This is a genomic window from Horticoccus luteus (genome assembly GCF_019464535.1).
GTDB classification, from domain to species: Bacteria; Verrucomicrobiota; Verrucomicrobiia; order Opitutales; family Opitutaceae; genus Horticoccus; species Horticoccus luteus.
Window position 1 is genome coordinate 2,128,478 of sequence record NZ_CP080507.1, and the last position, 24,788, is coordinate 2,153,265.

The following is a 24,788-nucleotide window of genomic DNA, read 5'->3' on the forward strand; positions in this document are numbered from 1 at the left end:
ACTAAGTTGTGGACGAGCCGCGCTCGACGAAAAGGTTGCAACCAACGTGACTCACCTGAAGGTGCACGCCTGAGTGGTGGGCGTGCTTGGAGAGAAATGACCACTTATGCAGATGGTCAGTAGTTTCGCCCTGCTGGTCACAGGGGAGCTCTGCATTCATTTGCTCGCGAATCTTGGCAAGTAGCCCGGCGATGTTCTTCTTTCGAACATAGGCGATCAGAATCCCACGACCTTCGCGGCCGGTTGCATAGCGCTGTAGTAGCTGAACGAGTCCCCCAATGTGATAAACGGGGCCATTGTAGATTTTCGCCTCTCCAAGCTTCCGACGAACCGGCACGCAGTGCTCCGCTTCGATGGTCAAGTCGACGTGTCCGTTGGAATGCTTCTCTTGCGATACGGCTAGACCGGGAATCGAAAGACTTGCGCAAAGCACGGCGGAAAGTCCCTCTTCATCAAGTTCCATGTAGTTCAGCTTGTTTGTTTCGAGATGAGCAATCGCTGGACCGAGCAATGCCTCGAACGCCGCGTCAAACTCTTCGTCCGTGCTCGCGGTCAATAAGTCCAGGTATTCTGGAGCTTTGCGCCTGATGAGTTCCACAAGGCGTGCGGCGCTATCAATAGGGGGACTCATGATGTGAAATTCACTCCCGAACGCGTCGTCCAACTGACGTTAACGCCCGAAGCCCATTGCGCCCATTCGGTGTCGGATATCTCTTTCTGGCGCCACCATTGCCGAAGCTTCGCCGCAAACTGATCAGACGCGATCACCTCATCCTGGCCGGCAGAACGAAATTCCATCTGAAGAACGCCCGCAGTGGGCGATGCAAGGATGCCCAACGTGGCAAGCACATCGTCTAGCCGCGAGCCGCCGTGCTTAGCTAGATCAACCACGTCGCCAAGACTAATCCGACCATTGCTTCCGGCTGCTTTCTCCCAAATGGAGTTACCGATCTGGATCAATGTCGGGAGCCCACCGCAATGCGCATGAATGAACTCCACCGCAGGATTTCCGCGCGGTGACTTTGATGCACCCGCGACCGCTGCAATCATCTCTTCGAACGCATTTCTCACCTTTGCGGCAAAGTTAGCTTCGATTTGGTAGATTTCTGTGAACTCGGCGAAGGCCCAACGTCCATGTTTCCCGAGATGGTTTACACCGGGAACCCAATAGGTCTCGATCGTGGACTTCTTCTCCTTCGCGTCCTCCCGGCGGTAACCTTTGATCTCGACTACAAGGTGCAGGAAGTCGGGGGATCCGTCGGCTCGTGGCGGTTTGCCGTCGTCGACCAGCACAACGAAGTCCGGAAGGTATTTTCGCATTTCGGAACCGAACCGATATGGCACTTCCAAACCGAGGTTGTGATTCTTCACGTAGGCCCGAACCCGAGGATGCGATTCAGCGACGCGGCAGAACTCGGCTTCCCAATCACTATCGAGCACAACCCAGTTCACATGACAGCGATCAGCGCGCGTCTCCCAGCGATCGGGGCGAGAGGTATTGAAGCGGACGTAGGAGGTCGAGCCGACGGGGTTATACGGATCGAGGATTGCCTTGATCGGCCGCTCGCCGAGGAAATGGCGGGTGATGCCAGCCGCAATGCGTTCGCACGCCATGTTGGCGAGCTGCTGATACATGAGCTGCGCGGGGTAGGTGCCGCCCTTGCAGACGAGGCAGGTGTCGAGCCACTGCTTGGCGATGCGCTTGAGTTGGCCGAACAGATGAAGTTCAGGTTCGGCCCCGGGATCACGAAATTTCGTGTAGAGGAGATGCTTGGTCAGGTTGAAGAGGACCGTCGATGGCCGCTCCTTCTCCAAGTGCTCCAGCGTCATGTTCACCGACTCGCCAATAATGCCCGAATTCTGATTGATGCTCGGGCCCACGAGGTCCGGCGTGAGTTCGAGGACTGAGTCGTCGTTGAAGTCAGCAGCGAGGTGCTCCTCGGGCAAATCAACCCGGTAGCCGACGACACGGGGGAAGCGGATTTCGAGCGCGTCACGATCGGGACGAACCGCTTTGACGACGACTGTTTCACGCGGTGGCTGTGGTGGCGCAACAACCGGCTTGGCCGTGAAATCAAATGGGATACCGAAGATGTCGGCATACTCGACGTTGAACAGGCCCTCTTCGTTCAACTCGTAGGACTGGCGACGGAGAGCGCGACCAATAACCTGCTCGCAGAGGAGCTGAGTGCCAAAGGCGCGAATACCGAGCACGTGAGTGACGGTGTTGGCGTCCCATCCTTCCGTGAGCATCGAGACCGACACAACACAGCGGATCTGTTCGCCGAGGGTGCCATACTTGCCCACAGTGTTCATCACCTCGCGCAAGATCTCATTGTCCGCGAGGTTTTCGCCGGCTCGGAGATCGCCGGTGCGCTCAACGATCTCGCGGCGGAACCGTTCCAACTCATCCGCGGCCATTGCGCGGAAATTATCGTCCAGGGCATCCCCTGCTTCGAGCTGCTCGCTATCGATCAACAGTGTGTTCGGACGAGCCAAGGGATTGCCGGTCACGTCATCGAAGTTACGAAAGAGCGGAGCACGTCCTTGGACGAGCGTTTGAGTGCCGTCAGGGTTCTTGCGGTAGAAGCCGCTCACAAAATCGTAAACCAGCTTTGAGATAGCTGTGTTTTGGCAGACGATGATAAAGCAGGGAGGCACCCTGATCCCGTTGGCGCGCCAAAGCTCAAAGGTCTTCTCGTAGTGTCCGTAGAGCGCTTCGATGGCGGTTTGTAGCTTCGTGGGCAGCGAGAGTGGATCGAGTTCTTGGTCTGATCCGCGCCCTTTCTTCGGCATGTCCTTACGGATGTTCTCCCAGAGATCGCGGAACATCGGCATGTCTTTGCCGGCAATGTTCTCCGCCACGGGCACGCGTGGAAGCTTCACGATGCCGCACTCGATGGCGTCCATGAGCGAGAAGTCGCTCACGGTCCAATGGAACATCGTGCCCTCGGCATAGCCAGACCCGCGCAAGAAGAACGGCGTCGCAGAAAGGTCGACCACGCGGAGGACGCCCAACTTGCGATTTACGGCTTCGAGGCCGGAAATCCAAAGGCGTGCGGCTTCGTTGTTCTTCTCGGCTTCCTGCCTATCGTCACCCCTCAAAACCTCGTCGTCTTCCTCCGGTGGCTTTTCGCGGTAACAATGATGCGCCTCGTCGTTCAGAACCAAGATATTCTTCAGGCCCATGAGGTCGGGCATGACGCGCTGAATCATCTGCCCTTCAGTTTCGAGGGTGTTCAGTTCCTCGCCCCCGCGCCCCTGAAGGAGGGCCCGCCCGCCCGCGGAGAGTTCGACACGCTCGCGCAGTTTGAAGGCGTGAAAGTTGGTGATAACGATCTTCGCTCGCTGGAGGTCCTCCAGCATGTCTTGCGGCACCAACTCACGTTGCGCGTAGTAACTGTCGGGGTCATGCGGTTGAAGCACGCGCAATCGGTCTTTGATTGTCAGCCCAGGGGCGACGACGAGAAAGCCGCGAGAGAAGTTTCTTCTGCTCGGTCGCCGGACAGCGTTGATCGTCTGCCAGGCGATGATCATTGCCATGACCGTCGTCTTGCCGGCACCGGTCGCCAGCTTGAGCGCGACGCGCATCAGCTCGGGATTCGCCTCGCGAATGGCGGCTGAAAGTAGCTCCAGGATGCGCTTCCCAGCAGCAGTATGCGGGGCGACTTCGCTCAGCCAAATGGCGGTCTCGACGGCTTCAACCTGGCAGAAAAATGGGCGGACACCGCTGAACTTGTGACTTCTCCAGTGCTGGAGGAGGCGGGCCGTTTCCGGAGTGACTTGCCAAAGATTGACCGGCAACCCGCGCCACTGGTCGACGTGGATGCGAATCTCATTAATGACCGACGTGGGGTCATACTGCTGCTTCGCGGTCGAAACGCCTTTGCCCTCGTCGAAAACGATGTCGTCTTGAGCAGCCGACGACGCCCTCCGCTTCTTAGGCTTGGGGATTGGCGTGATGAACTCAGCCCGTCGTCTCGTCTCGACGATCCGCTGCGTGGGCTGCCCCTGTTTATCCAGCTCCCAATGCCGAGCGGGAGTTTCATACGGAGAGTTGAGGATCGGGTGCTCGAAGAATGGGTTCGACATCGCGCGGGGCTGGAGCTCGCGGGACCCGTTGTGACGCCCGCCGAGAAAAGCGCAACTCGCGTTATGTTGTTATCTTTGCCGATTGAGGGCTGACGATCACGGTCGCGCCAAAACTTTCGCCTTTTCTGCCGCAAACTCCTCCGGCGTGAGCGCACCGCTATCCAGCAGCTTCTTAAGCCGTTCGATCTCCGCGTATTTGTCGGCAGCAGGATCCCCTTCGGTCACCACGAGCTGATTCTTATCGATGAGCGCGAACACGATCTCGATTCGCGGGAAATTGCCTAAGATGTAAGGCGGCTGCGAAATTCGCTCGCCCAGGACGACGAACGACTTGCCCTGCCGGCTGGCGAAATCGGTGATCCGTTGCTCTGCGGCGGCGCGAATCGACTGGACTGACACGAACCCCGTCGCGGCGCGATGGTATACCCGGTAAACATCTCTCGCGGGATAACTGTTCCTGATGAGCTCCGGTGGATTGCTGAAGCTCGATTCGCTTTCCGCGTAACGCTGGATTGGCGAGGAGGTCGCGCAGCCGGAAAAAGCCAGTCCAAGAGCCAGGGTCCAAAGGGCCAGAAAACCGCGGGGCATGCCTGCTGAATGCGGCTTAGAACCTGCGGCCGCAACGCCCGATTCCGCGCTTAAACACCGCTCTCGTGTTCCCTTTCCGTTCCCTAGAAAAGCCTCTCCTATGGAAATGGCGCCCTCACGGGGAATCGAACCCCGGTTTGAGCCTTGAGAGGGCTCCGTCCTAGCCGCTAGACGATGAGGGCAAAAATTGCGAGGGGCCACAAAGCCACGAACCCGCCCGTCGCGTCAAGCGAGTTTCCCTTCCGCTCCATCTCCTTTCCCGCCTCGAGCGGACGTCGCTCACCGGCGCGCGTCCGCTCCGCATGGACAGCGCTTACTCGGCGAAAATTTCGTCCGCTTTGAAAAAGCGGGCGATTTCCGTCTTACCGTTCTCTTCGCTGTCCGAGGCGTGCACGACATTCACCATCATGTCCGTGCCGAAATCCCCACGAATCGTTCCTTTCGCAGCTTTGCGCGAGTCCGTCGGTCCGAGCAGATCGCGCACTTTCTGCACGATGCCTTCGCCGGCCAGCGCGGCTACGATCACCGGGCGCGAGCTCATGAAGTTCTCGATTTCAGGATAAAACGGCTTGTCCGCCACGTGCGCGTAATGGTCGCGCAGCAACGCGGAGGTGAGGCGGATCATCTTGCAGCCGATCACCGAAAATCCGGCATGTTCGAAGCGGCTCAACACGTCACCGACGTGCCGTTGCGCCATGCAATCAGGTTTAAAAATCACCAGAGTTTTCTGCATAAAAGAATCACGCTACGGGCGCCCGCCTGCTTGGAAAGCCTAGATTTCTGCCTCACTGCGCCCCTCGACCGCTCCACCGCTCAGCCGTTTTCCCGTCCGAGCACCGCCCGCAACGCCGTTTCCAAGCTCGGATGTCGAAACGCATAACCGCTCCCGCGCAAGCCGTCCGGCTGCGCGCGTTGCCCGGCGAGGACGGTCTCGCGCGCCATCTCTCCGAAAATCGCCGTCAACGCCCACGTCGGTGCGCGCAGCACCGCCGGCCGATGCAACACCCGGCCGAGCACGCGCGCGAAATCCCCGTTCCTTACCGCCTCGGGCGCCACCGTGTTCAGCACTCCGGTCACGTTGTCCCGCGCGAGCGCGTGGTAGATCGCACCGACCACATCCTCGATGGAAATCCAACTCATCCATTGCCGCCCATCTCCGATCGGCCCGCCCAGCCCGACGCGAAACAGCGGCAACATCCGCGCCAGCGCCCCGCCCGCGGGCGTGAGCACGACCCCGAAACGCAACGCCGCCACGCGCGCGCCGAATTCCGCCGCTTTGAACGTTTCCCGTTCCCATGCCCAACACACGTCCGCGAGAAATCCGCTCCCCGTTGCACTATCCTCCGCCAAGACTTCATCGCCGCGATCGCCGTAGATGCCGACGGCGGACGCCCCGATCCAAACCCGCGGCGGTTTCGCGAGCCCGCGGCAGGCATCGACCAACAACCGCGTGCCCTCGACGCGGCTGCTCAAAATGGCCGCCTTGCGCTGCGCGGTCCATCGTCCCGCGCCAACGTTTTCACCCGCCAAATGCACGACCGCGTCGATGCCCTCCAGCGCCGCAGCATCGATTTTCCCGAGTGCCGGATTCCATTCCACGTCATCGCCATTTTTTGCCCGACGCCGCACCAACTGCACCACCGTGTGACCTTGGGTTTGCAACAACGGCCCAAGCTGCCCGCCGACGAGACCCGACGCGCCGGAGACCAATACCCGCCAGCGCCGCCCGGCCGTCATCGGTGAGACGACCTCCAGGTCAGTGCGGGTGATCGTGTGCCGATGGCGAAACATCCGCTCCAATCGTCGGCGAACCATTCCGTCCGCCGCCTCGCCAGCGAATCCGCCCGGCAAACGATAGGTGATGCGATCCGTCAGCCGGCACGCCGCCTCGCCATCAGGCTCGATCAAATGCACGTGCTCCCACGCAGAAAACGGCCCGCGCAGCATCACATCGCGAAACTCCCGGCCCGCGCGGTAGCCACGATGTTCGACCAGCCACGTCGAGGAAAACGGCCCGATCTTCGTCCGCACCTCCACCTGCGCGCCGTCACGGATGCCGCCCGTCGCACGCACCAACTCAACACGTTCCCACGGCGGCTGCAGCCGCTCAAACGCTCCCGGACGTTCGTGCCACGCGAACACCTCGTTCGCCGGACGAGCGATCCGACTGGTCATCGAGAAAGTGCGTTCGCTCACCCGCCCACCGTCGGCGAAGCGCCTTCGTCGCGCAAGCGCCGCCGTCGTCTACGAGTGTCGCGTTACTCGAATTCAGCGCGTTTCTCCGTGCGGTCGCTATGCCGGCCCGTTGCCGCGCCGCAGCTCTTTGAACGCCGCCAGCGCCTCCGCCCTTGCCTGTGCATGGTCCACGATCGGCCGCGGATAATTCTCGCCGAGCGTTACCCCGGCACGCGCCAAGATTGCTGGCGGCGCTTCCCACGGCGCATGGATGTGCTCGACCGGAATCCGCGCCAGCTCCGGCACCCACCGCCGAACATAGTCTCCGGCTGGATCGAATTTCCGTCCCTGCAACACCGGTGCGAATATCCGGAAATACGGGGCCGCGTCCGCGCCGCAGCCCGCCGACCACTGCCAACCGAGCGTGTTGCTCGCGAGGTCCGCGTCCACGAGCGTGTCCCAAAACCACTTCGCTCCGCGTTGCCACGGCAACCGCTGGTGCTTCACGAGAAACGACGCCACGATCATCCGCACGCGATTGTGCATCCAACCGGTGTGCCACAGCTCCCGCAGACCCGCGTCCACGATCGGATAACCGGTGCGTCCGCGCTGCCACGCCGCGAGCTTTGTCCCGCCGCGATCCTCTGCCCACGGAAACCGCGCGAACTCCTCCCGCAACGGTTGCTCCGGCGTGCGCGGAAAATGAAATAACAGATGATATGCAAACTCGCGCCACCCGATCTCGCTCAGAAAAACGCGGGCGCCATTGTGCGGCGGAAATACGCCGCTCTCCCGCCCGATCGCCTTCACCGCCGACCATATTTGCCGCGGACCGATCTCCCCATGGTGCAGCCACGGCGAAAGACGCGACGTGCCCGCGTGGTCCGGCCGGTTGCGGTCTTCCGCGTAACCCTCAATTCCCTCCCGCACGAACGCCTTCAGCCGCGCCATCGCGCCGCCTTCACCCGGTTCCCAGTTCTCGCGCAATCCGCCGTCCCACGGAATCGTCGGCTGCAACCCTAGCTCGTCCAGCGCGAGCGATCGCGGCCAGCTGGCCGGTGCCGGCAGCGCCGTCGCCGCGCAACGCACCGGCTCGGCGATCGGCAGCGCCAGACAATGACGCCAATACGGCGTGAACACCTGAAACGGTTTACCCTGTTTGTTCGCGATCGATTGCGGCTCGAACAACAACGCGCTGTTAAAGCTCTGCACCTCCACGCCCGCCGCCCGCAACCCGGCCTTGACCGCCCGATCCGTCGCCACCTGCGCCGGCTCATAACGGCGATTCCAATACACCGCCTCCGCTCCGGTGGCCTCGATCAATTCGCGCAACACGCTCGCTGCGTCCCCGCGCGCGAGCACGAGCCGCGATCCGCGCGCACGCAACGCCTCATCGAGCCGCGCCAGCGCGCGATGCCGCCACCAACTTGACGCCGCCCCTTCGCTCCACTGGTCCTCGCCCGCGGCTTCTTGAATGAATACCGGCACGATCGCCCCGCCGCGCGCGATTGCCTCCATCAACGCCGGGTTGTCCTGCAAACGCAGATCCCGTCGAAACCAGAGAAGCGTCGGCGTCATCCGTGCGCGCCGCCCTCAAATCGCGTCACGATACAGCTTCTCGTAAGCGGCGGCCGCTGTGTTCCAACTGAAGTCGCGCGCCATGCCGCGCCGCTGCACCGCGGTGTAGTCGTCTTTGCGCGCGTGAAGTTCGATCGCACGCATCAATCCGCCGCGCAGCCCTTTCGCCGTCGGCGCAAATGTGATGCCCGTGCCGCGCTCCGGCTCGGCGTCGATATCGATCACCGTGTCCACGAGACCACCCACGCGGCTTGTCAGCGGGATCGTGCCATATACCTGGGAATACATCTGGTTCAACCCGCACGGCTCGAAGAGTGACGGCATGACAAAAAAATCCGCCCCCGCCTCGATCAAATGGCTCATGGCCTCATCGAGCTTGGCGCAGAGCGTGATCTTATCCGGCGCCCGGCTCGCCAGCGTGCGCAGTTCCGCCTCCATCCGCTTGTCGCCGGAACCAAGCACGACGAGACCGCAGGTCTCCGTGAGGAAGAAATCCCGATTCTCCAACACGAGATCCACGCCCTTTTGCTCCGTAAGCCGGCACACCATGCCGAAGATCGGTCCGTTGAACGCCGGATCGAACCCGCACCGCTTGAGCAACTCCGCCCGGCACGTTTCCTTCCCGCGCAAATTTGAGGCGGTGAATCGTGCCGGCAGCAGCGCATCGGTCGCCGGATTCCACACCGCCGAGTCCACGCCGTTGAGCAAGCCCACCAGATCGTCCGCGCGTGTCTGCACGACGCCATCGAGTCCGCAGCCGAATTCCGGTGTCTGGATTTCCTGCGCGTAGCGCGGACTCACGGTCGTCACCCGGTCGCTGAACAGTATGCCGCCCTTGAGAAAATTGATCTGCTCGTAGTATTCGAGGCCGTCGACGTTGTTGAGCTCATCCGGCAGTCCCGTCTGCGCAAACACGCTGCGTGGGAACAGCCCTTGGAACGCGATGTTGTGGATGGTGCACACCGTCTTCATCGCCAGCGTCACGCCATGGCGGCGCTCGGCGTCGCGCAACATCAGCGGCAGCAAAGCCGCCTGCCAGTCGTGCGCATGCACGATGTCGGCCTCGATGTTTTCCAACCGCAACGCCTCCACCACGCCCTTGCAGAAAAAGATGAACCGCTCCGCGTTGTCCTCGTAATCCCGCTCGCCGTTGCCGTAGGCCGCCCGCCGGTCGAAGAACTCATCCCGGCAAATCAGAAACACCTGCAAATTCGCCCGCGGCGAAAACACCCGCACCTCACCCGACAAAAACACATCGCCCATCTCGATCCGGAGCCGGAATTTTCGCTCCGCGTTGATGGCGTGGCCGTGTTCCAGCACCGCGCGATAACCCGGCAGAAACACGGTGACCGTATGTCCGCGATCGGCGAGCGTCCCCGCCAGCGAGGCGACAGCATCGGCCAGCCCCCCCGTTTTCACGTAGGGAAACAATTCGCTGGCCACATGGACGATTTTCATCGCGACAATTTATGCGACGCCGTTTCCTCAGGCCAATCCCAAAGCTCGCCCCGACCCGCGGCAGCTCTTCTATGCAACTTCGCGACCGTATCCTCGCCCGCCTCCGCGAGCCCGATTATCAACCTGCCAACGAACTCGCCCTCTCGCGTCAGCTCGGGCTCAATAAAAAACAGCGCGCCACGCTGAACTTCGAGGTGCGCCGCCTTCTCGCCAGCGGCCAGCTCGCCCGCGTGCAAGGCGACCGCCTCGGCCTTCCCCGCGCGACCGCCGAACACGCCGGGCGCCTCATGTTTCGCCAAGGCGGCTCCGCTTACATCATCCCCGACGTGCCTTCCGGCACGCCACCGGTGGATCCCATCCAGATCGCGCCCGACGACACCGATGTCGCGTTTCACGGCGACCGCGTCGCCTACACGATTCTGAAGGGCGTGAAAACCCGCCGCCCCGGTGAAACCGCCGGTCGCGTGCTGCGCGTCATCTCGCGTGATCGCGCCACGATCGTCGGCAATCTTGGGCGCAGCGGCCGCGACTGGCTCGTCGCCGCCGATGATCCGCGTTTCGTCCACGACGTCCTCGTCGAGGATCCAGCCAAGTCCGACGTCCAGCCCCGCCCCGCCGCCGGCGACAAAGTCGTCGTGCGCCTCAACGAGTGGAAACGCCGCCGTGACGTCATCACCGGCACCATCGTCGACCGCCTCGGCCGCACGCACGAGCCGCGCGCCGAGCTCCTCGGCGTGTTCGTGAAATACGATCTCGATCCCGATTTCCCTGCCGACGTCCTGCGCGAAGCCGACGCGTTGCCCGCCACCGTGAACCCGCGCGAACTTGTCGGCCGGCTCGATTACCGCGAGGTGCCGACGTTCACCATCGATCCCGACGACGCCAAGGATTTTGACGACGCGCTCTCCGTCGAAACCCTCGACAACGGCGAAACCCGCATCGGCATCCACATCGCCGACGTTTCTCATTACGTGCAACCCGGCACCGCGCTCGATCGCGAAGCCCAGCGCCGCGGCAACTCCACGTATCTCGTGGGCACGGTGATTCCGATGCTGCCGGAAAAGCTTTCCAACGGGTTGTGTTCGCTCGTCGAAGGCCAGATCCGCCTCACGAAAGCGGTCTTTCTCACCTTCGCCAAAAACGGCCGCCTCGTGAAAACCGCGTTCGCCAACACCGCGATCCGCAGCCGCAAGCGCCTCACCTACAAACAAGCCTACGCCCTCCTGTTCGAGAACGATCTCGAGCGCGTGCGCGCCCTGCCCGTGCCGCCCAAACACCAGACCGGCTCAACCGGCCGCACGTTGCGCAGCTTGAAACCCGCCGAGCTCGCCGACCTGCAAACCTGGGTGCGCCAGCTCTGGAGCATCGCCTCCAAACTCCGCACCAACCGCATGGCCGGCGGCGCACTCGACCTCGACATGCCCGAGACGAAAATCTTCGTCGACGAGCAGGGCTACGCCGACCGCCTCGAACGCGTCGAGCACGACGAAAGCCACCAGCTCATCGAGGAATTCATGCTCGCCGCCAACGAAGCGGTCGCGCGTGTCACGCGCGTTCATCATCTGCCGTCGCTCTACCGCGTCCACGACGAGCCCGACCCTGAGAAACTGAACGAATACCGCGACACGCTCGCCACCTTCGATCTCCACGTCGGCGACCTCACGAAGCGCGACGAACTGACCAAACTGCTGGTGCGTCTCCGCGACCATCCCCAAGGCTACACGTTGCGCACGCAATTGCTGCGCAGCCTCCGCAAAGCCGCGTATCGCGCCACCGCCGACGGCCATTTCGGACTGAACAAACGCGACTACACCCACTTCACATCGCCGATTCGCCGCTACGCCGATCTCGTCGTCCACCGCGTCTTCGATTACTACCTCATCAAATTCGCCGGCCACCCGCAGCCCGCCGGATACCGTTTCGGTTACGATCAGGCCGCCATGCAACGCATCGGCGAGCATCTCAGCCTCACCGAAACCAACAGCCAGGAAGCCGAACGCGAGAGCGTGAAAATCAAGCTGCTCGAGTTTTTCGAGCGCCAGCTCGAGCGCAAGGAGCCCACGCGCCTCACCGCGATCATCACCGATGTCCGCAGCCGCGGCTTCTTCGTCGAACTCGAGGAGTCGATGACCTTCGGTTTTGTTTCTGCGGAAAACCTGCCCAACGACACCTACGTCCTCAACGCCGCCGGCACCGCCCTCGTCGGCCGCCGGCGCAAGCAAAAGTTCGAGCTCGGCGCGCGACTTGACGTCGTCGTGAAGAAGGTCGACCGGTTCCGTCGGCAGATCGATTTCGCTCCTGCCGGTTAAAAATCACCCGCATGAAACACTACGATTTCACCACTCGCTTCCACGTTCTTTACGACAAGGCCGTCGGCCTTTACGCCAAGGGCACGCGCGGAGCCGGCACGTTTTTCACCACCGAGGAAAGCGCGTTCCTCGCCGCCAACGGCATCGCCCCGCAGGCGCTGTATGATTACGCCGAGGACCAGACGAATTACAACGAACCGGGTTATGACCAGGCCTTGGGCATCGAGCTCGTGCGCCGGGATTATTTTCTCAACGTCCAGCGCGGCATGCCCTCGAAGAACACGCTCAACGAGGAAAGTCTGCCGGGAAAGACGGAGACGGTCGAAGGCATCGAATGGCTGCTCCGCATCCTGCCGAAAGCGCGCGCCAAACTCCGCGGCGAGTTGCCCGCTTCGTTGATGTATTGCTGCGGCGGTGATCGACGCTTTCTCAAGGCCAACGACATCTTGCCGGCGGAATTTCTCTCGCTGGTGTGGCGCCATGAGAACGACGACGCCTCGATCATCAAATGGGTCGTCGCGCGCCGCGCCCAGTCCGCGTAAACCGCTTCCATGCTCACCTCGCGCCGCGACTACGTGCTTCGCTTGATCGACGAGGCCGGCGAATTCTTCCGCCGTGCGCTCGCGAAGCGCCAGGCGCACTCGCCGCAAGAAGCGCTCGAAGCCGTGGTCGCCGGCTGTGAGCGCTTGTTCGACCTCCCCTCCGAGCAGCTTTTCCAATTCACCCCGGATCAGCAGGTGCTGCTCCTCGTGCGGGATGAACCCACCGACGTCGCCCGCGACAAAATTCTGCTTTACGCCGCCTTGTGCGCCGAAGCCGCTGGCGTCTACACGCAACTCGATCAGCCGACACTCGCGCGCGGTTCGCTCGTCAACGCGCTTCGCCTTACGTTGCGCGCTCAGCGCGACTACGCCAGTCCCACCGCACTCCCGGCCTACGCCCCCGACGCCGACGCCCTGGCCGACCAACTCGGCCGCGACACGCTCGACGACGAAACTGCGATGTGGCTGCAGCAACGCGGATCGTCGAGCTGAGTCCGTTTCGAACGCTCGTCCGGGTTACGCCGACAGCCCAGCCGCATCGCGTTCGCCGCCCGCCCGCGCGCGCTCAAAACAATTCTCCCTGCTCAGGCACGGGCGCCGGTTTCACGCCGAGAAACGGCCCGTAGCGCTCGATCCAGTCATCGAGCTTTTTGAGATAATACGCCGGATCGTAGGGCGCCGCGCTCGCGTCGTGTTGCGCGAGAGGCCGCGCCCGCTGCCAGTCCGACGTGCGGCCCGGCATTTTCGCCGTAATGTAATACGTCACGCGGTCGCCCATCCGCGGCCGCGGATCCATTAAGAGCGCCGCTTCCGCGGCGGCGCGCCGCGGCTTTCCTCCTCCGCTCACGAAGCGCTCGTAAGCATCCGCGTTCTGACTGAGCCCCTCCGTCTTCGCGATTTGCTCCACCGGCAACGCCCGACCCTGCAATTGTGTTCGCAGCGTCTCCGCCAAGACCAGCGGCGATTCCTGCGAAGCGCCGAGGAGAAACCGGATCAAACGCTGATTGAGCTGCTTCAAAAACGGCTCGATCCCCCGCGATCGCAGCGCGCTGCCGCGAAGCGTGATGCGTTTCCCATCATAGAGCGCGTAGTTCTTCGCTTTGTAGCAGAACATCGCCTCGTATTTCCCGTCGTATTCCAGCTCGATTCCCGGCGGCAGGATCGGCACCACGAGGGCCAGCAACGCGTCGGGGTCGTCGAAATAGCGATCCGACGACAGATAAATCCCGTCCGTATCCGCCTCGAGAATCGTGCAGCCATGACCCGCAAATGCGTCGATCAACTGCTGCAGCAATTCGCGTCCACTTCTCGTCACCTCGGCCGCGAGTTCGCCGTCGCCGAAACGCGCCCCGGAAAATCCGAGATAGCCGTAAAATGAATTGATGAGGATCTTGAAACTCGCCTGCCGCGCCTGCGCTTCCGCGCGCTCCTCCGCCGACGGCGCCGTGCGCGCGAGCAGTTTGTAGCGCAGCCGGTAATCGCGCAGCGAACGCAGCAGCGGAATGAACACGCCGAGCGTATCCGTGCGCGGGTTCCGCCCGAAACTGAGCAGCAGGCTCGGGTAAAGCGACGCCACGTCGAAATGGAGCACGTGACGAAAGACGCCCTCCTGAAAACTGCGCGTGTAGCCGCCCTCGAATGGCTTGATTTCCGGCGGCGCCGGGCACGCGTGGCGCGCGTGATAATACTGCTCGAGAAACAGCAGATCGATCTTTCCCGTCGTGCCGCGCAGCGTCGCATCCTGAAGCAAAATCGGGAACGTGCGCGTTTGCTCAAAATATGTCGGCAACAGCAAATCGCTGATGCCTTTCGTCTCGCGCAAGTCGTCGCGCAAATACGCGAGAAACGTTTCCCGATCCTCGCGAAACGCGTCCTGAATCCGGCCGCCGTCGATGTAAGTGCGTTCGCTGTCCTCGTCCGTGATGCCGAAATAGATCGCTACATCCTTGAGTCCGAAGGCGGTCAACTCACGCGTGCTCACGTCGTAAAGCTGCACCAGCAGAAACGTGTCGACGACGGCCCGCCCCGGCAGGTCGCACCGCGGAAAGTCCACCCAGCGCTCCGCCGCCTTCAATCGGCTGTTGCGAAAGGTGGCGTGCTGCCCGAACCGTCCCCACGCGCACGGCACCTTGAAGCGCCGGCCGCGCACCCGCAGGTAGTTCAGGTCGAATTTGAAGATGTTGTGCCCCTCGATCACGTCGGGATCTTCCTCGGCCAGCACGGCGTTGAGCTCCTCGAGCAGCGCCCGTTCCGCTTCGTCGGTTTCCTCGCGCAACACCAGCAGCCGCTCGCGATCGCCAAAACGCAGTCCGATCGCCAGCACGCGGTCCGCCGGCTTCGCCGGGTCGGGAAATCCGCGATCGGCGCACGCCGTTTCGATGTCGAGCTGGCACCGTCGCACCTGCGCGAACGTCAGGTCGGCAAACAACCGCGTTCGCGTCTGCAGCAGATATTGGCTCTCCGCCGGTCGCAACGCATCCACGTTGGCAGACGCGTTGGCGTTCAGCAGTTCCGCAAACGCCCGCGTGTTTTCCGCGTGCGCCAGATGCGTGAAAACGCCTTCGCCCTTCAACGTCTCGAGGCGCACGCCCGGCACCGAAATCGCCGCCGCGTCCGGCCGCAGCCACGCAAATGGTTCATACGCGCCGTGCCGCTCGACGCGACCGCCCTCTTCCGCCGTTTCTGCGAGGTGAACCTGCCCGGCGCTGTCGACCCAGACACCACAAAGCGACGCGGCCATGGCGCCGGATTCTCCGCGCTCAGAACGGCTTCACATACACCATCACCAGCGCGATCAGCACCAGCAAAAGGGCTGTGAATGCCAGTTTGGCGCGCCATTGGGGCCGGCGGTAAGCGAAGCCCGCCATCGCCGACAACCCGGCCCAGCACACGAGCTTCACGACCATCCAGCCCGCAAAATGGTTGTGGTAAACTTTCGCAATCATCCCGAATCCACTCACCAACACCAGCAATGCCGCGATGCCCGTGATCATCATTGTGCGCTTGCGGTTTTCGGGGAGCGGATTCGCAAACGCCATGAAGGTCTGCGCCGTGAGCACAAACAGGCAGAACAGGTGGAGGATTTGGTAGTAGACTGGGTCCATAAGAAAAAGGTGACACCCCGCCTGTGCCGTATGCTCAAAGGCTCGAGACCTTTTTGAGTTAAGGTGGGCGCTTCCCCCGCAGCGTCTGCTTTCCGATTTACGGCCTAGCATCTTCCGCGACGGCTTCAGCTCCCGTAATGATTCAAAGGCAAAGAGCAGTTATTGAAAGCACCTCGAACACTACAGGGTGTCGGGAGCGACGGTAGGTCTCCGCCCCTGCTCGTCAAACGCGAATCAGCAATTCGCTGCAGCTTCCTTCCGCGGCCTGCATGATTTCCCTCGCGGGCCCTTGACTCACCTTCCGGGCGACCTACCCTCTCGCGCTTTTCTTTTAGATGGCGCAAGAACTCAAAGACACCCTGTTGCTTCCGAAGACGGATTTCCCCATGCGGGCAAATCTCGTGCAACGCGAGCCGGGGCGAATTGCGCATTGGGACAAGCTCGGACTTTACAACCGCATCCAGCAAAACCGCGCCGGCCGCCCCGCTTACGTTTTGCACGACGGCCCTCCGTTCACCAACGGCGACGTGCACATCGGCACGGCGTTGAACAAATCGCTCAAGGACTTCGTCAATCGCTACAAGTCCATGCGCGGTTTCCGCACGCCTTACGTCCCAGGCTGGGATTGCCACGGCTTGCCCATCGAGCAAAAAGTTTCGCGGGAAGTCCAAGAGCAAAAACTCCAGCTCTCCACCGGCGAATTGCGGGCGAAGTGCGACGCATTTTCGGAAGGCTGGATCGCCAAACAAACCACGCAATTCAAGCGCGTCGGCGTGCTCGCCGACTGGGCGCATGAATACAAGACGAAGGCGCCCGCGTTCGAAGCCGATGTCCTGCGCACCTTCGCCTCCTTCGTTGAACAAGGGCTCGTTTACCGCAGCAAGAAACCCGTTTACTGGTCCATCCCCTTTGAGACCGCCCTCGCGGAAGCGGAAATCGAATACAAGGACCACGTCTCGCCTTCCATCTGGGTAAAGTTCGCCGTCCCCGCCGCCGAAGCCGCGAAATTCGGTCTGCCCGCGGACAAACCGCTGTTCGTCGTCATCTGGACGACCACTCCCTGGACGATTCCCGCGAACCTCGCGATCGCCGTGCACCCCGACGTGGACTACGTCGTTGCTGATCTCGGCGCCGAACGCATCCTCGTGGCGGGCGCTTTGCTGGGCGCCGTCGCCAGCGCCGCCAAACTGGAAACGCCTCCCGCGGTCGTGCACACCGTCAAAGGCGCCGTCTTGGAGCACCTCGCGACACGCCATCCCTTCATCGACCGCGCTTCGCCGGTCGTGCTCGCCGACTACGTCACGACGGAAAGCGGCACCGGCTGCGTGCACACCGCACCGGGCCACGGCGCGGAGGACTATCAGACCGGTCTGCGCTACAAACTCGAAATTTACTGCCCCGTGGGCGACGACGGTCGGTATCTCGACGACGGCAAAGTGCCCGCCGATCTGGTCGGCCTGACCACGCTCGAGAGCGTCGACGATCTCGCCGCCAAACGCACCTCGCCCGCCAACATCGGCGTGTTGAAAAAACTGGACGCCGCCGGCGCGCTGCTCGCCAAGCAACGCTACCCGCACTCTTATCCCCATTGCTGGCGGTCGAAGACGCCGATCATATTTCGCGCGGTGGACCAGTGGTTTGTCTCACTCGACCAAGCTGGCCATCGGGCTCTCGCCCTCGCCGAAATCGACAAGATCGCCGCCGCCAACGGCTGGATTCCCGCGTGGGGCGAGGCTCGCATCCGCGGCGCGGTGGAATCGCGCCCCGATTGGTGCATCAGCCGCCAACGCGCGTGGGGAGTGCCCATCCCGGCATTTTACGACGCGAAGAAAAAAGCGTTTCTCGACGCAGCTGTGGCGCGGGCCGTCGCCGACAAGATCGCCGTTCGCGGGACCAATTTCTGGTATGACGCGTCTGCCGCCGAAATCCTCGACGGCGTCGCCCTGCCCGCCGGCTGGCCCGCACCCGCCGACTTGGTCTGCGGACGCGACACGCTGGATGTCTGGATCGATTCCGGTTCCACCCAGGCCGCGGTCCTTAAGCGCGGTCAAGGCGGCACGCACTGGCCCGCTGATCTTTATCTCGAGGGCAGCGATCAACACCGCGGCTGGTTCCAATCTTCGCTTTGGTGCAGCGTGATCAACTGGGGCGCCGCCCCCTACCGGGCGGTGCTCACCCACGGCTTCATCGTCGACAAAAACCGGCAGAAGATTTCGAAGAGCTCCACTTACCAGAAGCCGCAGACCGCCGAAGCCTACATCAAGGATCACGGCGCCGACGTTATCCGCCTGTGGATCGCCTCGCAGGATTTTCGCGACGACATCCCGGTTGATGAGGAAATCCTCAAGCACGTCGGCGAGGCGTATCGCCTCTTCCGTAACACGTTCCGCTTCCAGCTTTCCAACCTGTTCGACTTCGACGCCGCGCAGCACGCCGTGCCGGTCTCCGCCATGGACGCGCTCGACCGCTGGGCGCTTCATCAAACGGCCACGCTGCTCGCCGAGTGCACCAAAGCCTATGACGCGTTTGAATTCCACCGCGTCTACCAGCTCTGCAACCAGTTCTGTTCGGTGACACTTTCAGCCACGTATCACGACATCCTGAAGGATCGCCTTTACACGCTCGGCGCCGCGCATCCCCTGCGCCGTTCCTCGCAAACGGCCCTCGACCTCATCTTCCGCACGCTCGTGAAGATTCTCGCACCCGTGTTGACCTTCACCGCTGACGAAGCGTGGAGTTACGCCACGGCGGGCGCCGAATACGTCGATCATTCCATCCACCTGGAGGACTGGCCGGTTGCGCCAACAGAGTGGCACAATCCCGCCCTCGATGCGGAGTTTGCCGCGCTCTTGCGCGTGCGCGCCCAAGTCAATGAAGCCATCGAGCCGTTGCGCGCCGCCGGGCGTTTGGGCAAGTCATTGGATGCGGCCATCGCGCTTTCCGGTCCCGCCGACGAGACGCACCGCGTGCTCGAGCATCATCGGGACTTTCTCCCCGAACTTTTCATCGTGTCCCATGTCACGCTCACCCGCGCTGCCGGCGACGTTTCCGACGTTGCCGTCCGCCCGAGCAGCGAGCTTGGCCATGATCGCTGCCCGCGCTGCTGGCGCTGGGTGCCTTCTCTTGAATCCAGTCCTCACGGTCCCGTGTGTCCGCGTTGTGCCGGAGCCTTGTCGTCGTAAACCCAGCCTCACCCCCCAGACTCCCCATGGCTAAGAAAAAACGCCCCGCCAAAGCCAAAACGAAAGCAGCCCGCCGCACACCTCCCAAGGTGCGCAAGCCCGCGAAAAAGCCGGTCGCCGCCAAGCGCCGTCCGGCCGCTCCGCCGGCCAAGCCGGCCCGACGTCCCTCAACCATGGAAAAACCCTCTAAGAAATCTGTTCTGCGCGATAGCATTCTCGCCCGCAAAACCGCGAAACCAATCGCGTTTAGCCTCGATGAAGTGCGGGCCATCGCGAAGACCAATGTGCCCAAGGCCGACACGGGCGCTGCGGAAAAGGTCACCGCCAAGGCCAGCGCCGCGAAGGCCGCGGCCGCCGCTCCGCTGGCGAAACCGGCCAAGCCCAATCACGTGAAAGCGGCCTCGCTGAGCGATATTCTGGGCTTCAACCCGAAGAAAGGCAGCGCGCCGGCCACCTTGTCCGACGAAGAAGTGCCGGAGAAATTCCGCCGCTACTACCGCCTGCTGATTGATCTCCGGAAGAGCCTGACCGAAGGCATCGAACTGCACTCGGAAGAGACGCTTAAACGCTCCGCCAAGGAGGATTCGGGAGACCTTTCCAGCTACGGCCAGCACATGGCCGACGCCGGCACCGACACCTTTGACCGCGACTTCGCGCTCAGCCTGGTGTCCAGCGAACAGGAAGCGCTTTCCGAAATCGATGCGGCCATCAAACGCATCCGCGAGGGCACCTACGGCATTTGCGAAGTCACGCAGAAGCCCATTGCCAAGGAGCGCCTCCTCGCCGTGCCCTTCACCCGCTACTCCGCGGAAGCGCAGAAAAATATTGAGCGCAACCGCCACCGCACCCGCACGCAGGCCGGCCTGCTCGGCGAGCTGGGCGAAGAAGGCAGCAAGATGCGCGACGACGACGGCGGCGGCGAGGATTGAGCACAACCCCGACGCCGCCCGCAGTTCCCACCACGCCGCCTCCGGCTGAGGCGCCCGCGTTGGCGGTGCCACGTTGGCGGCGCGTGCTCAGCTACCGCGTTCTGTGGCTGGTCGCGTTAAGCGTCTTCGTGGCCGATCAACTCACCAAGAGCTGGATCGCGTCCACGTTGCCGCTCGGGACTTACGGGCCCCGATCGGCCATCACCGTCGTTTCCGGATTCTTCTATCTGGTTCACGTCGGCAACACCGGAGCCGCGTGGAGCTTGTTCTCCGGCCAAAGCGTGGTCCTCGCCCTCCTCGCGGCCGCCACGCTGGTCGCCATCTTTTTCTGGCGGCGCGCGCTCGGTCTCCGCGATCGCACACAGCAAGTCTGCTTCGGTCTGCTGTGTGGCGGCATCACCGGCAACCTCGTCGATCGCTTGAGGCACAAACACGTCATCGACTTCCTCGATTTCCACTTTGGCACCTACGTGTATCCCACGTTCAACGTGGCCGATATTGGTATCTGCATCGGCGTCGTGCTCTACCTCTGGCACTCGTTCCGCACGACGGACTGAAGGAGTTCCGCCCCCGCGCCGGGCGCGCCTGCCGCTCGGCACCGCGCAGCTTGGAAGGCGCGACTACTCGACGTTGGCGATCTGCTCGCGAATCCGCTCGAGCTCGTTCTTCAGTTCAATGACGTGACGCGCGATCGTGAGATCGTTGGCTTTGCTGCCCATCGTGTGCACTTCACGACCCATTTCCTGCAGAATAAATTCAGCTTTGCGCCCAATCTCGCCGTGTGACTTGAGCAACCCTGCGAACTGATCCGCATGACTGCGAAAACGCGTGATCTCCTCGCTGATGTCGCACCGATCGGCAAATAGCGCGATTTCCTTCAACACCCGTTCGTCCGCCAGATTCAGTTCCAGCCCGGCGTCGCGCAACCGCTTCATGAGCAAGTCGCGATAGTTCACCGGCACTTCCGGCGCCCGCGCTGCAATCGCCTCCACGTGATCTCGCAGCAACGCCAGCCGCTGCGCAAAGTCTGCCAGCAACGTCTCGCCCTCCGTCGCACGCATCGCCACAAAATCGCGCAACGCCTCTTCCAGCGCCGCCAGCAACAACGGTCGCGCGGCATCGACGGTCGGCAGACGCGCGGTGCGGCGCTGCGAATTGGCCACCTGCCACAAAAGCTCGGCGGACGGTTGAAACGCCACGCCCTGCTGCGCGGCGAACCGGCCAAGGCGCTCGATCACCGCCTGCGCCGCCGTCTCGTCCCATACCCATTCGCTGGCACTGCCGCCGCCGGTTATTTCGAAATCGACATGCACTTTTCCCCGCGTCGCACAATTCCTCACCCGCTGCATCACGTCCGGCTCCAGCGACTCCCACTCATCCGGCAGCGAGACCGTGAGATCCAGCGTCTTGCGGTTTACGGCGCTGACCTGCACCGTCACCGTGCTGTTTTCCACCGCGGCGGCTGCGCGGCCATATCCGGTCATGCTGTTCATGCCTTCGTTTTCTCCAGCAACGCGGCGACCTGCTGCACATCTTTATCGCCGCGGCCGGAAAGCCCGATCACGACGACTTTATCCGGCCCGAGGTCGCGCGCTCGCTTCAAGCCAAACGCCAAGGCGTGCGTCGACTCGAGCGCCGGGATGATGCCCTCCTGCCGCGAGCACAGTTGAAACGCCTCCATCACTTCCGCGTCCGTCGCGTAGCCGAATTCGATCCGCCCGCGATCCCGATAGAAAGCGTGCTCCGGTCCCACCGCGGCGTAATCGAGTCCCGCCGAAACGGAGTGCGTCAGCTCGATCTGTCCTTCCGCATCTTGCAGCAGAAAGGTTTTGCACCCTTGCAACACCCCCAGCCGGCCTCCGGCGAAACGCGCGGCGTGCTCCCCTCGCTTGATGCCTCTGCCACCGGCTTCCACGCCAAACAATCGCACGCCCGGATCCTCCAGAAATTCGAAGAACAACCCGATCGCATTGCTGCCTCCACCGACGCACGCGACCATTTCGTCCGGCAGCCGGCCTTCGCGCGCGAGCAATTGCTCCTTGGCCTCGAGCCCAATCACCCGATGAAAATCGCGCACCATCATCGGATACGGATGCGCGCCGTAAGCGGTGCCGAGAATATAGTGCGTGTGCCGCACATTCGTCACCCAGTCGCGCATCGCTTCATTGATCGCTTCCTTCAACGTCTTCTGCCCCGCCTCGACGCCCACGACCGTGGCGCCCATCAGTCGCATGCGAAACACGTTCAACGCCTGGCGCTCCATATCGTGCGCGCCCATGTAGATCACGCATTCGAGGCCGAACTTCGCGCAGACGCTCGCCGTCGCGACACCGTGCTGTCCCGCCCCCGTTTCCGCGATGATCCGCTTTTTCCCCATGCGTCGCGCGAGCAACGCCTGCGCGAGCGCGTTGTTGATTTTGTGCGCCCCGGTGTGCAGCAGATCCTCGCGCTTGAAATAGATTTTCGCGCCTCCGACGTGCGCCGTCAGCCGTTCGGCGAAGTAGAGCTCGGTGGGGCGCCCCGCGAACTCCTTCAAATGGTGCCGCAACTCCGCTTGAAAGCCGGGATCGTCGCGCGCGACCAGATAAGCCGCGGTTAATTCCGCCAACGCCGTCATCAACGTCTCCGGCACAAACGTGCCGCCATAACGTCCGAAATGCCCCCCGGCATCGGGCAGCGAGAAACGGTCGAGAGGCGGCGTGGAAGAAGCAGCGGACATGGGCTGGCGAACGTGAGTCTCTCCCCGATGCGACGCAAACCGCTTTTCGCGTTGCGCCGCGCCTCCGCCGCCCCGGCGCGAGTCAGCTCCGTCGGAGCGTCACCACGGTGAGATCATCGCGTTGTGGCTCGCCGGCCGTGAAACGCGCCACGATCTCGATCAAGCCATCGTTGATTTCCGCGGCCGGGCGCGTGTGCAACGCATTGACGGCGTCGAGCAGACGCGGCGCCGCGAACTCCTTTTGCTCCGGGTTCGGCGCCTCCGTGATCCCGTCCGTGTAGAGCATGAACACATCACCCGGGCGGAACGACTCGCGCCGATCCGCGATCACCCCGGCAAACAATTCGTCCGGCACCATGCCCACCGGCATGCCTTCGGAGCCGACGAATTCGCTGCGCGCCACGCCAGTGGCATCTCGCCGGCAAAGCAACGGCAACTCATGTCCCGCGCGCGCGAAAACCACGTCGTTTTGAACGGCATCGATGACCGCATACACCAGCGTGATGAACATCCCGCGCAGCACTTCCGCGCCCAGCGTGCGGTTCAACTCCACCAGCGCCGCCGCCGGCGAAATGTGCCGCGGCGCGATCTGCCGCAGGTTTGTCCGGCAGATCGCCATCAACAGCGACGCAGGAATGCCCTTGCCCGATACGTCCGCGACCGCCACGCCGAGCCGCTGGGCGTCGAGCGGGATCAAGTCGTAGAAGTCGCCGCCCACTTTCTGTGCCGGCGTGTAGCGCGCGTCGACCTCCAGCCCCGCGATCTGGGGAAACGCCCTCGGCAGCAACATCTGCTGGATGCCGCTCGCGAGCGAGAGATCGAGATCCAGCTGCTTTTTCTCGATCTGGTAGTGCAGAAACTCCGCGTTGTGCAACGCGAGCGCCGCCTGCTCAGCCAGCGATTGCATCAATGAGAAATCCGTTTCCGTAAACGGCTCTCCGTCGGCCGAGTTCGCCACCGCAAGCACGCCGAAAAACCGGTCGCGAAACTGCAACGGCACCGCGATCACCGAGCGCACTTTGAGCGCCAGATCGTCGTGCCGCACGACGCGCGGATCCACCGCTGCATCGGCAACGAGCTGGCCCCGCCCCGTCTGAATCACCGCCCCGACGATGCCTTCGTTGTCGGGAAAAGTCTCCGCCCTCAGCACCTGCTCGATGAAGCGCGCGCGCGTCGCGAGCTTCGCCCGATCGGTCACGTCAAGGGGCCGATGGGGAGGAAACAACCCTTCCACCGCCGCCGTGCGCACGCGCCCGGCCTCCGTGCGTTCAAAGAGGCACGCACTCAACGCGCCCGAGCATAGGATCGCGGCGTGCACCACGCGCTGATGCAACTCCGCCGGACTCAATCCCTCGCCCAGCGCCTCGACCATGTGATGCATGAAATCCACCACCTGCTGGCGTTCCTGCGTCACCTGCTGCTTTTCCTCTTCAATGCGCTCCGTTTGGCGGCGGGCCCGATACATCGACCACAGCAAAGGCACTGCGCCGATCAAGATACCGATAAAAACCAGAAGCATGGAAGGGTTGATTTGGCACGGCCGCGCGCCGGCGGCAATGGCCGAATGTCGCGTCCGGTTACGCGTGCGCCCGCCGAGCGGTCAGTGTCCGTCGACGCGGTTCTTGAGGAACGTTAAAACGTCCTGAAATTTCGCGCGGTTGTGTTCGTCGGCCGCCACGAGGTTTTCGTGCGCTTCCAGCACCAAGCGGGCGTTCTCAAGTTCCGAACGCTCGCCGCAGGCGAGAGCGCGGTCGCAATCGTCGAAATTGAGGCCGCCTTCCGGTGCGTCGACGGTCAGGAGCCGGTGCAAACCGAGGTTGCGAATCAACTCCAGGTTGCGCGGCCCGAGGCGCACGAGCACGAAACTCGCGTCGGGTTGCTTCCGCAGTTCCAGTGCCGCGCCCGCCAGCACGCCGAGAAAGGTGCTGTCCATGCTCGTGCAATGCAGGAAGTCCAACACGAAACGCCGCCGGCCTTGCCGCACCATTTCCGTCACAAAATCGCGCAGGCAGGCGCTGTTTTGAAACGAGGCTCGTCCCTCGATGCGCACGACGACCGGATCGGCGTGAGCGTCGACCAGATAGACAGGTTTGCCAGTGTCGGGCATCGATG

General features: G+C 62.7%; 19 protein-coding genes, 1 tRNA gene and 1 other RNA gene. 6 read left to right on the forward strand and 15 right to left on the reverse strand.

Annotation, left to right across the window (positions count from 1 at the left end):
• Window position 1 precedes the first annotated feature (1 nt).
• The 8 genes from K0B96_RS08915 to glgA all read right to left on the reverse strand — a co-directional run bounded on the left by K0B96_RS08915 (window position 2) and on the right by glgA (window position 9,891).
• Window positions 2-631 carry a hypothetical protein gene (locus tag K0B96_RS08915; RefSeq protein WP_220166278.1) on the reverse strand — a complete coding sequence of 210 codons (630 nt, stop codon included), beginning with the start codon at window positions 629-631 and terminating at the stop codon, window positions 2-4.
• Window positions 628-4,092: a BPTD_3080 family restriction endonuclease gene (locus K0B96_RS08920; protein WP_220166280.1), complete on the reverse strand. Its 3,465-nt coding sequence runs from the start codon at window positions 4,090-4,092 to the stop codon at window positions 628-630. Before K0B96_RS08920 ends, K0B96_RS08915 begins: the two co-directional genes overlap by 4 nt.
• Window positions 4,093-4,188: 96 nt before the next feature.
• Window positions 4,189-4,680, reverse strand: a complete 492-nt coding sequence (locus tag K0B96_RS08925) for an SHOCT domain-containing protein (RefSeq protein ID WP_220166282.1) — start codon at window positions 4,678-4,680, stop codon at window positions 4,189-4,191.
• Window positions 4,681-4,787: 107 nt separating this feature from the next.
• Window positions 4,788-4,862 (reverse strand) — tRNA-Glu (locus K0B96_RS08930).
• Between the two features lie 131 nt (window positions 4,863-4,993).
• Window positions 4,994-5,413: a nucleoside-diphosphate kinase gene (ndk, locus tag K0B96_RS08935; RefSeq protein WP_220166284.1), complete on the reverse strand. Its 420-nt coding sequence runs from the start codon at window positions 5,411-5,413 to the stop codon at window positions 4,994-4,996.
• Window positions 5,414-5,493: 80 nt separating this feature from the next.
• Complete coding sequence (locus K0B96_RS08940; RefSeq protein ID WP_220166286.1) at window positions 5,494-6,855, reverse strand: TIGR01777 family oxidoreductase; 1,362 nt, start codon at window positions 6,853-6,855, stop codon at window positions 5,494-5,496.
• Between the two features lie 117 nt (window positions 6,856-6,972).
• On the reverse strand, window positions 6,973-8,433 hold the full coding sequence (locus tag K0B96_RS08945; protein WP_220166288.1) for a cryptochrome/photolyase family protein: 1,461 nt from the start codon (window positions 8,431-8,433) through the stop codon (window positions 6,973-6,975).
• Window positions 8,434-8,448: 15 nt separating this feature from the next.
• On the reverse strand, window positions 8,449-9,891 hold the full coding sequence (gene glgA / locus K0B96_RS08950; RefSeq protein WP_220166290.1) for a glycogen synthase GlgA: 1,443 nt from the start codon (window positions 9,889-9,891) through the stop codon (window positions 8,449-8,451).
• 71 nt (window positions 9,892-9,962) lie between these two features.
• On the opposite strand from glgA, the gene K0B96_RS08955 reads away from it, so the two are divergent.
• From K0B96_RS08955 to K0B96_RS08965, 3 genes are read left to right on the forward strand one after another with little or no spacing between them, the layout of a single operon-like run.
• A complete protein-coding gene (locus tag K0B96_RS08955) occupies window positions 9,963-12,200 on the forward strand; it encodes a ribonuclease R family protein (RefSeq protein ID WP_220166291.1) in 2,238 nt (745 codons plus the stop codon).
• Between the two features lie 11 nt (window positions 12,201-12,211).
• Window positions 12,212-12,742, forward strand: coding sequence for a DUF5069 domain-containing protein (locus tag K0B96_RS08960; RefSeq protein WP_220166293.1), 531 nt, complete (start codon window positions 12,212-12,214; stop codon window positions 12,740-12,742).
• A gap of 9 nt (window positions 12,743-12,751) precedes the next feature.
• Window positions 12,752-13,234, forward strand: coding sequence for a hypothetical protein (locus K0B96_RS08965; RefSeq protein ID WP_220166295.1), 483 nt, complete (start codon window positions 12,752-12,754; stop codon window positions 13,232-13,234).
• 73 nt (window positions 13,235-13,307) lie between these two features.
• Here the strand turns inward: K0B96_RS08965 and K0B96_RS08970 are convergent, their stop codons facing one another.
• From K0B96_RS08970 to ssrS, 3 genes are all read right to left on the reverse strand, one after another.
• Window positions 13,308-15,482 (reverse strand): DNA polymerase domain-containing protein, encoded by a 2,175-nt coding sequence (locus tag K0B96_RS08970; RefSeq protein WP_220166297.1) that lies wholly within the window; start codon window positions 15,480-15,482, stop codon window positions 13,308-13,310.
• Between the two features lie 19 nt (window positions 15,483-15,501).
• Window positions 15,502-15,846 (reverse strand): hypothetical protein, encoded by a 345-nt coding sequence (locus K0B96_RS08975; protein ID WP_220166298.1) that lies wholly within the window; start codon window positions 15,844-15,846, stop codon window positions 15,502-15,504.
• A 10-nt stretch (window positions 15,847-15,856) separates the two neighbouring features.
• A non-coding RNA gene (gene ssrS, locus K0B96_RS08980) (6S RNA) lies at window positions 15,857-16,038 on the reverse strand.
• Window positions 16,039-16,181: 143 nt separating this feature from the next.
• Between ssrS and ileS the strand changes: the two genes are divergently transcribed.
• From ileS to lspA, 3 genes are all read left to right on the forward strand, one after another.
• Entirely contained in the window at window positions 16,182-19,028 is a 2,847-nt protein-coding gene (gene ileS / locus K0B96_RS08985) for an isoleucine--tRNA ligase (protein WP_220166300.1), read from the forward strand.
• Complete coding sequence (locus K0B96_RS08990; RefSeq protein WP_255558914.1) at window positions 18,995-19,957, forward strand: TraR/DksA family transcriptional regulator; 963 nt, start codon at window positions 18,995-18,997, stop codon at window positions 19,955-19,957. The genes ileS and K0B96_RS08990 overlap by 34 nt, the downstream gene beginning before the upstream one ends.
• An 83-nt stretch (window positions 19,958-20,040) precedes the next feature.
• The gene (lspA, locus tag K0B96_RS08995) at window positions 20,041-20,514 is read left to right on the forward strand and encodes a signal peptidase II (RefSeq protein WP_255558915.1); all 474 of its coding nucleotides are present in this window, start codon (window positions 20,041-20,043) and stop codon (window positions 20,512-20,514) included.
• 63 nt (window positions 20,515-20,577) lie between these two features.
• Here the strand turns inward: lspA and K0B96_RS09000 are convergent, their stop codons facing one another.
• The 4 genes from K0B96_RS09000 to K0B96_RS09015 all read right to left on the reverse strand — a co-directional run bounded on the left by K0B96_RS09000 (window position 20,578) and on the right by K0B96_RS09015 (window position 24,783).
• Complete coding sequence (locus K0B96_RS09000) at window positions 20,578-21,450, reverse strand: YicC/YloC family endoribonuclease (protein WP_220166304.1); 873 nt, start codon at window positions 21,448-21,450, stop codon at window positions 20,578-20,580.
• On the reverse strand, window positions 21,447-22,676 hold the full coding sequence (gene trpB / locus K0B96_RS09005; protein ID WP_220166306.1) for a tryptophan synthase subunit beta: 1,230 nt from the start codon (window positions 22,674-22,676) through the stop codon (window positions 21,447-21,449). The genes K0B96_RS09000 and trpB overlap by 4 nt, the downstream gene beginning before the upstream one ends.
• A gap of 82 nt (window positions 22,677-22,758) precedes the next feature.
• Entirely contained in the window at window positions 22,759-24,195 is a 1,437-nt protein-coding gene (locus tag K0B96_RS09010) for a PP2C family protein-serine/threonine phosphatase (protein ID WP_220166314.1), read from the reverse strand.
• 81 nt (window positions 24,196-24,276) lie between these two features.
• Window positions 24,277-24,783, reverse strand: a complete 507-nt coding sequence (locus K0B96_RS09015) for an STAS domain-containing protein (RefSeq protein ID WP_220166316.1) — start codon at window positions 24,781-24,783, stop codon at window positions 24,277-24,279.
• Window positions 24,784-24,788: the final 5 nt, after the last annotated feature.

Bases quoted from the DNA above. Each gene is read 5' to 3' on its own strand.
- K0B96_RS08915 (WP_220166278.1), bottom strand. From the start codon at position 631: ATGAGTCCCCCTATTGATAGCGCCGCACGCCTTGTGGAACTCATCAGG.
- K0B96_RS08920 (WP_220166280.1), bottom strand. From the start codon at position 4,092: ATGTCGAACCCATTCTTCGAGCACCCGATCCTCAACTCTCCGTATGAA.
- K0B96_RS08925 (WP_220166282.1), bottom strand. From the start codon at position 4,680: ATGCCCCGCGGTTTTCTGGCCCTTTGGACCCTGGCTCTTGGACTGGCT.
- ndk (WP_220166284.1), bottom strand. From the start codon at position 5,413: ATGCAGAAAACTCTGGTGATTTTTAAACCTGATTGCATGGCGCAACGG.
- K0B96_RS08940 (WP_220166286.1), bottom strand. From the start codon at position 6,855: ATGACCAGTCGGATCGCTCGTCCGGCGAACGAGGTGTTCGCGTGGCAC.
- K0B96_RS08945 (WP_220166288.1), bottom strand. From the start codon at position 8,433: ATGACGCCGACGCTTCTCTGGTTTCGACGGGATCTGCGTTTGCAGGAC.
- glgA (WP_220166290.1), bottom strand. From the start codon at position 9,891: ATGAAAATCGTCCATGTGGCCAGCGAATTGTTTCCCTACGTGAAAACG.
- K0B96_RS08955 (WP_220166291.1), top strand. From the start codon at position 9,963: ATGCAACTTCGCGACCGTATCCTCGCCCGCCTCCGCGAGCCCGATTAT.
- K0B96_RS08960 (WP_220166293.1), top strand. From the start codon at position 12,212: ATGAAACACTACGATTTCACCACTCGCTTCCACGTTCTTTACGACAAG.
- K0B96_RS08965 (WP_220166295.1), top strand. From the start codon at position 12,752: ATGCTCACCTCGCGCCGCGACTACGTGCTTCGCTTGATCGACGAGGCC.
- K0B96_RS08970 (WP_220166297.1), bottom strand. From the start codon at position 15,482: ATGGCCGCGTCGCTTTGTGGTGTCTGGGTCGACAGCGCCGGGCAGGTT.
- K0B96_RS08975 (WP_220166298.1), bottom strand. From the start codon at position 15,846: ATGGACCCAGTCTACTACCAAATCCTCCACCTGTTCTGCCTGTTTGTG.
- ileS (WP_220166300.1), top strand. From the start codon at position 16,182: ATGGCGCAAGAACTCAAAGACACCCTGTTGCTTCCGAAGACGGATTTC.
- K0B96_RS09000 (WP_220166304.1), bottom strand. From the start codon at position 21,450: ATGAACAGCATGACCGGATATGGCCGCGCAGCCGCCGCGGTGGAAAAC.
- trpB (WP_220166306.1), bottom strand. From the start codon at position 22,676: ATGTCCGCTGCTTCTTCCACGCCGCCTCTCGACCGTTTCTCGCTGCCC.
- K0B96_RS09010 (WP_220166314.1), bottom strand. From the start codon at position 24,195: ATGCTTCTGGTTTTTATCGGTATCTTGATCGGCGCAGTGCCTTTGCTG.
- K0B96_RS09015 (WP_220166316.1), bottom strand. From the start codon at position 24,783: ATGCCCGACACTGGCAAACCTGTCTATCTGGTCGACGCTCACGCCGAT.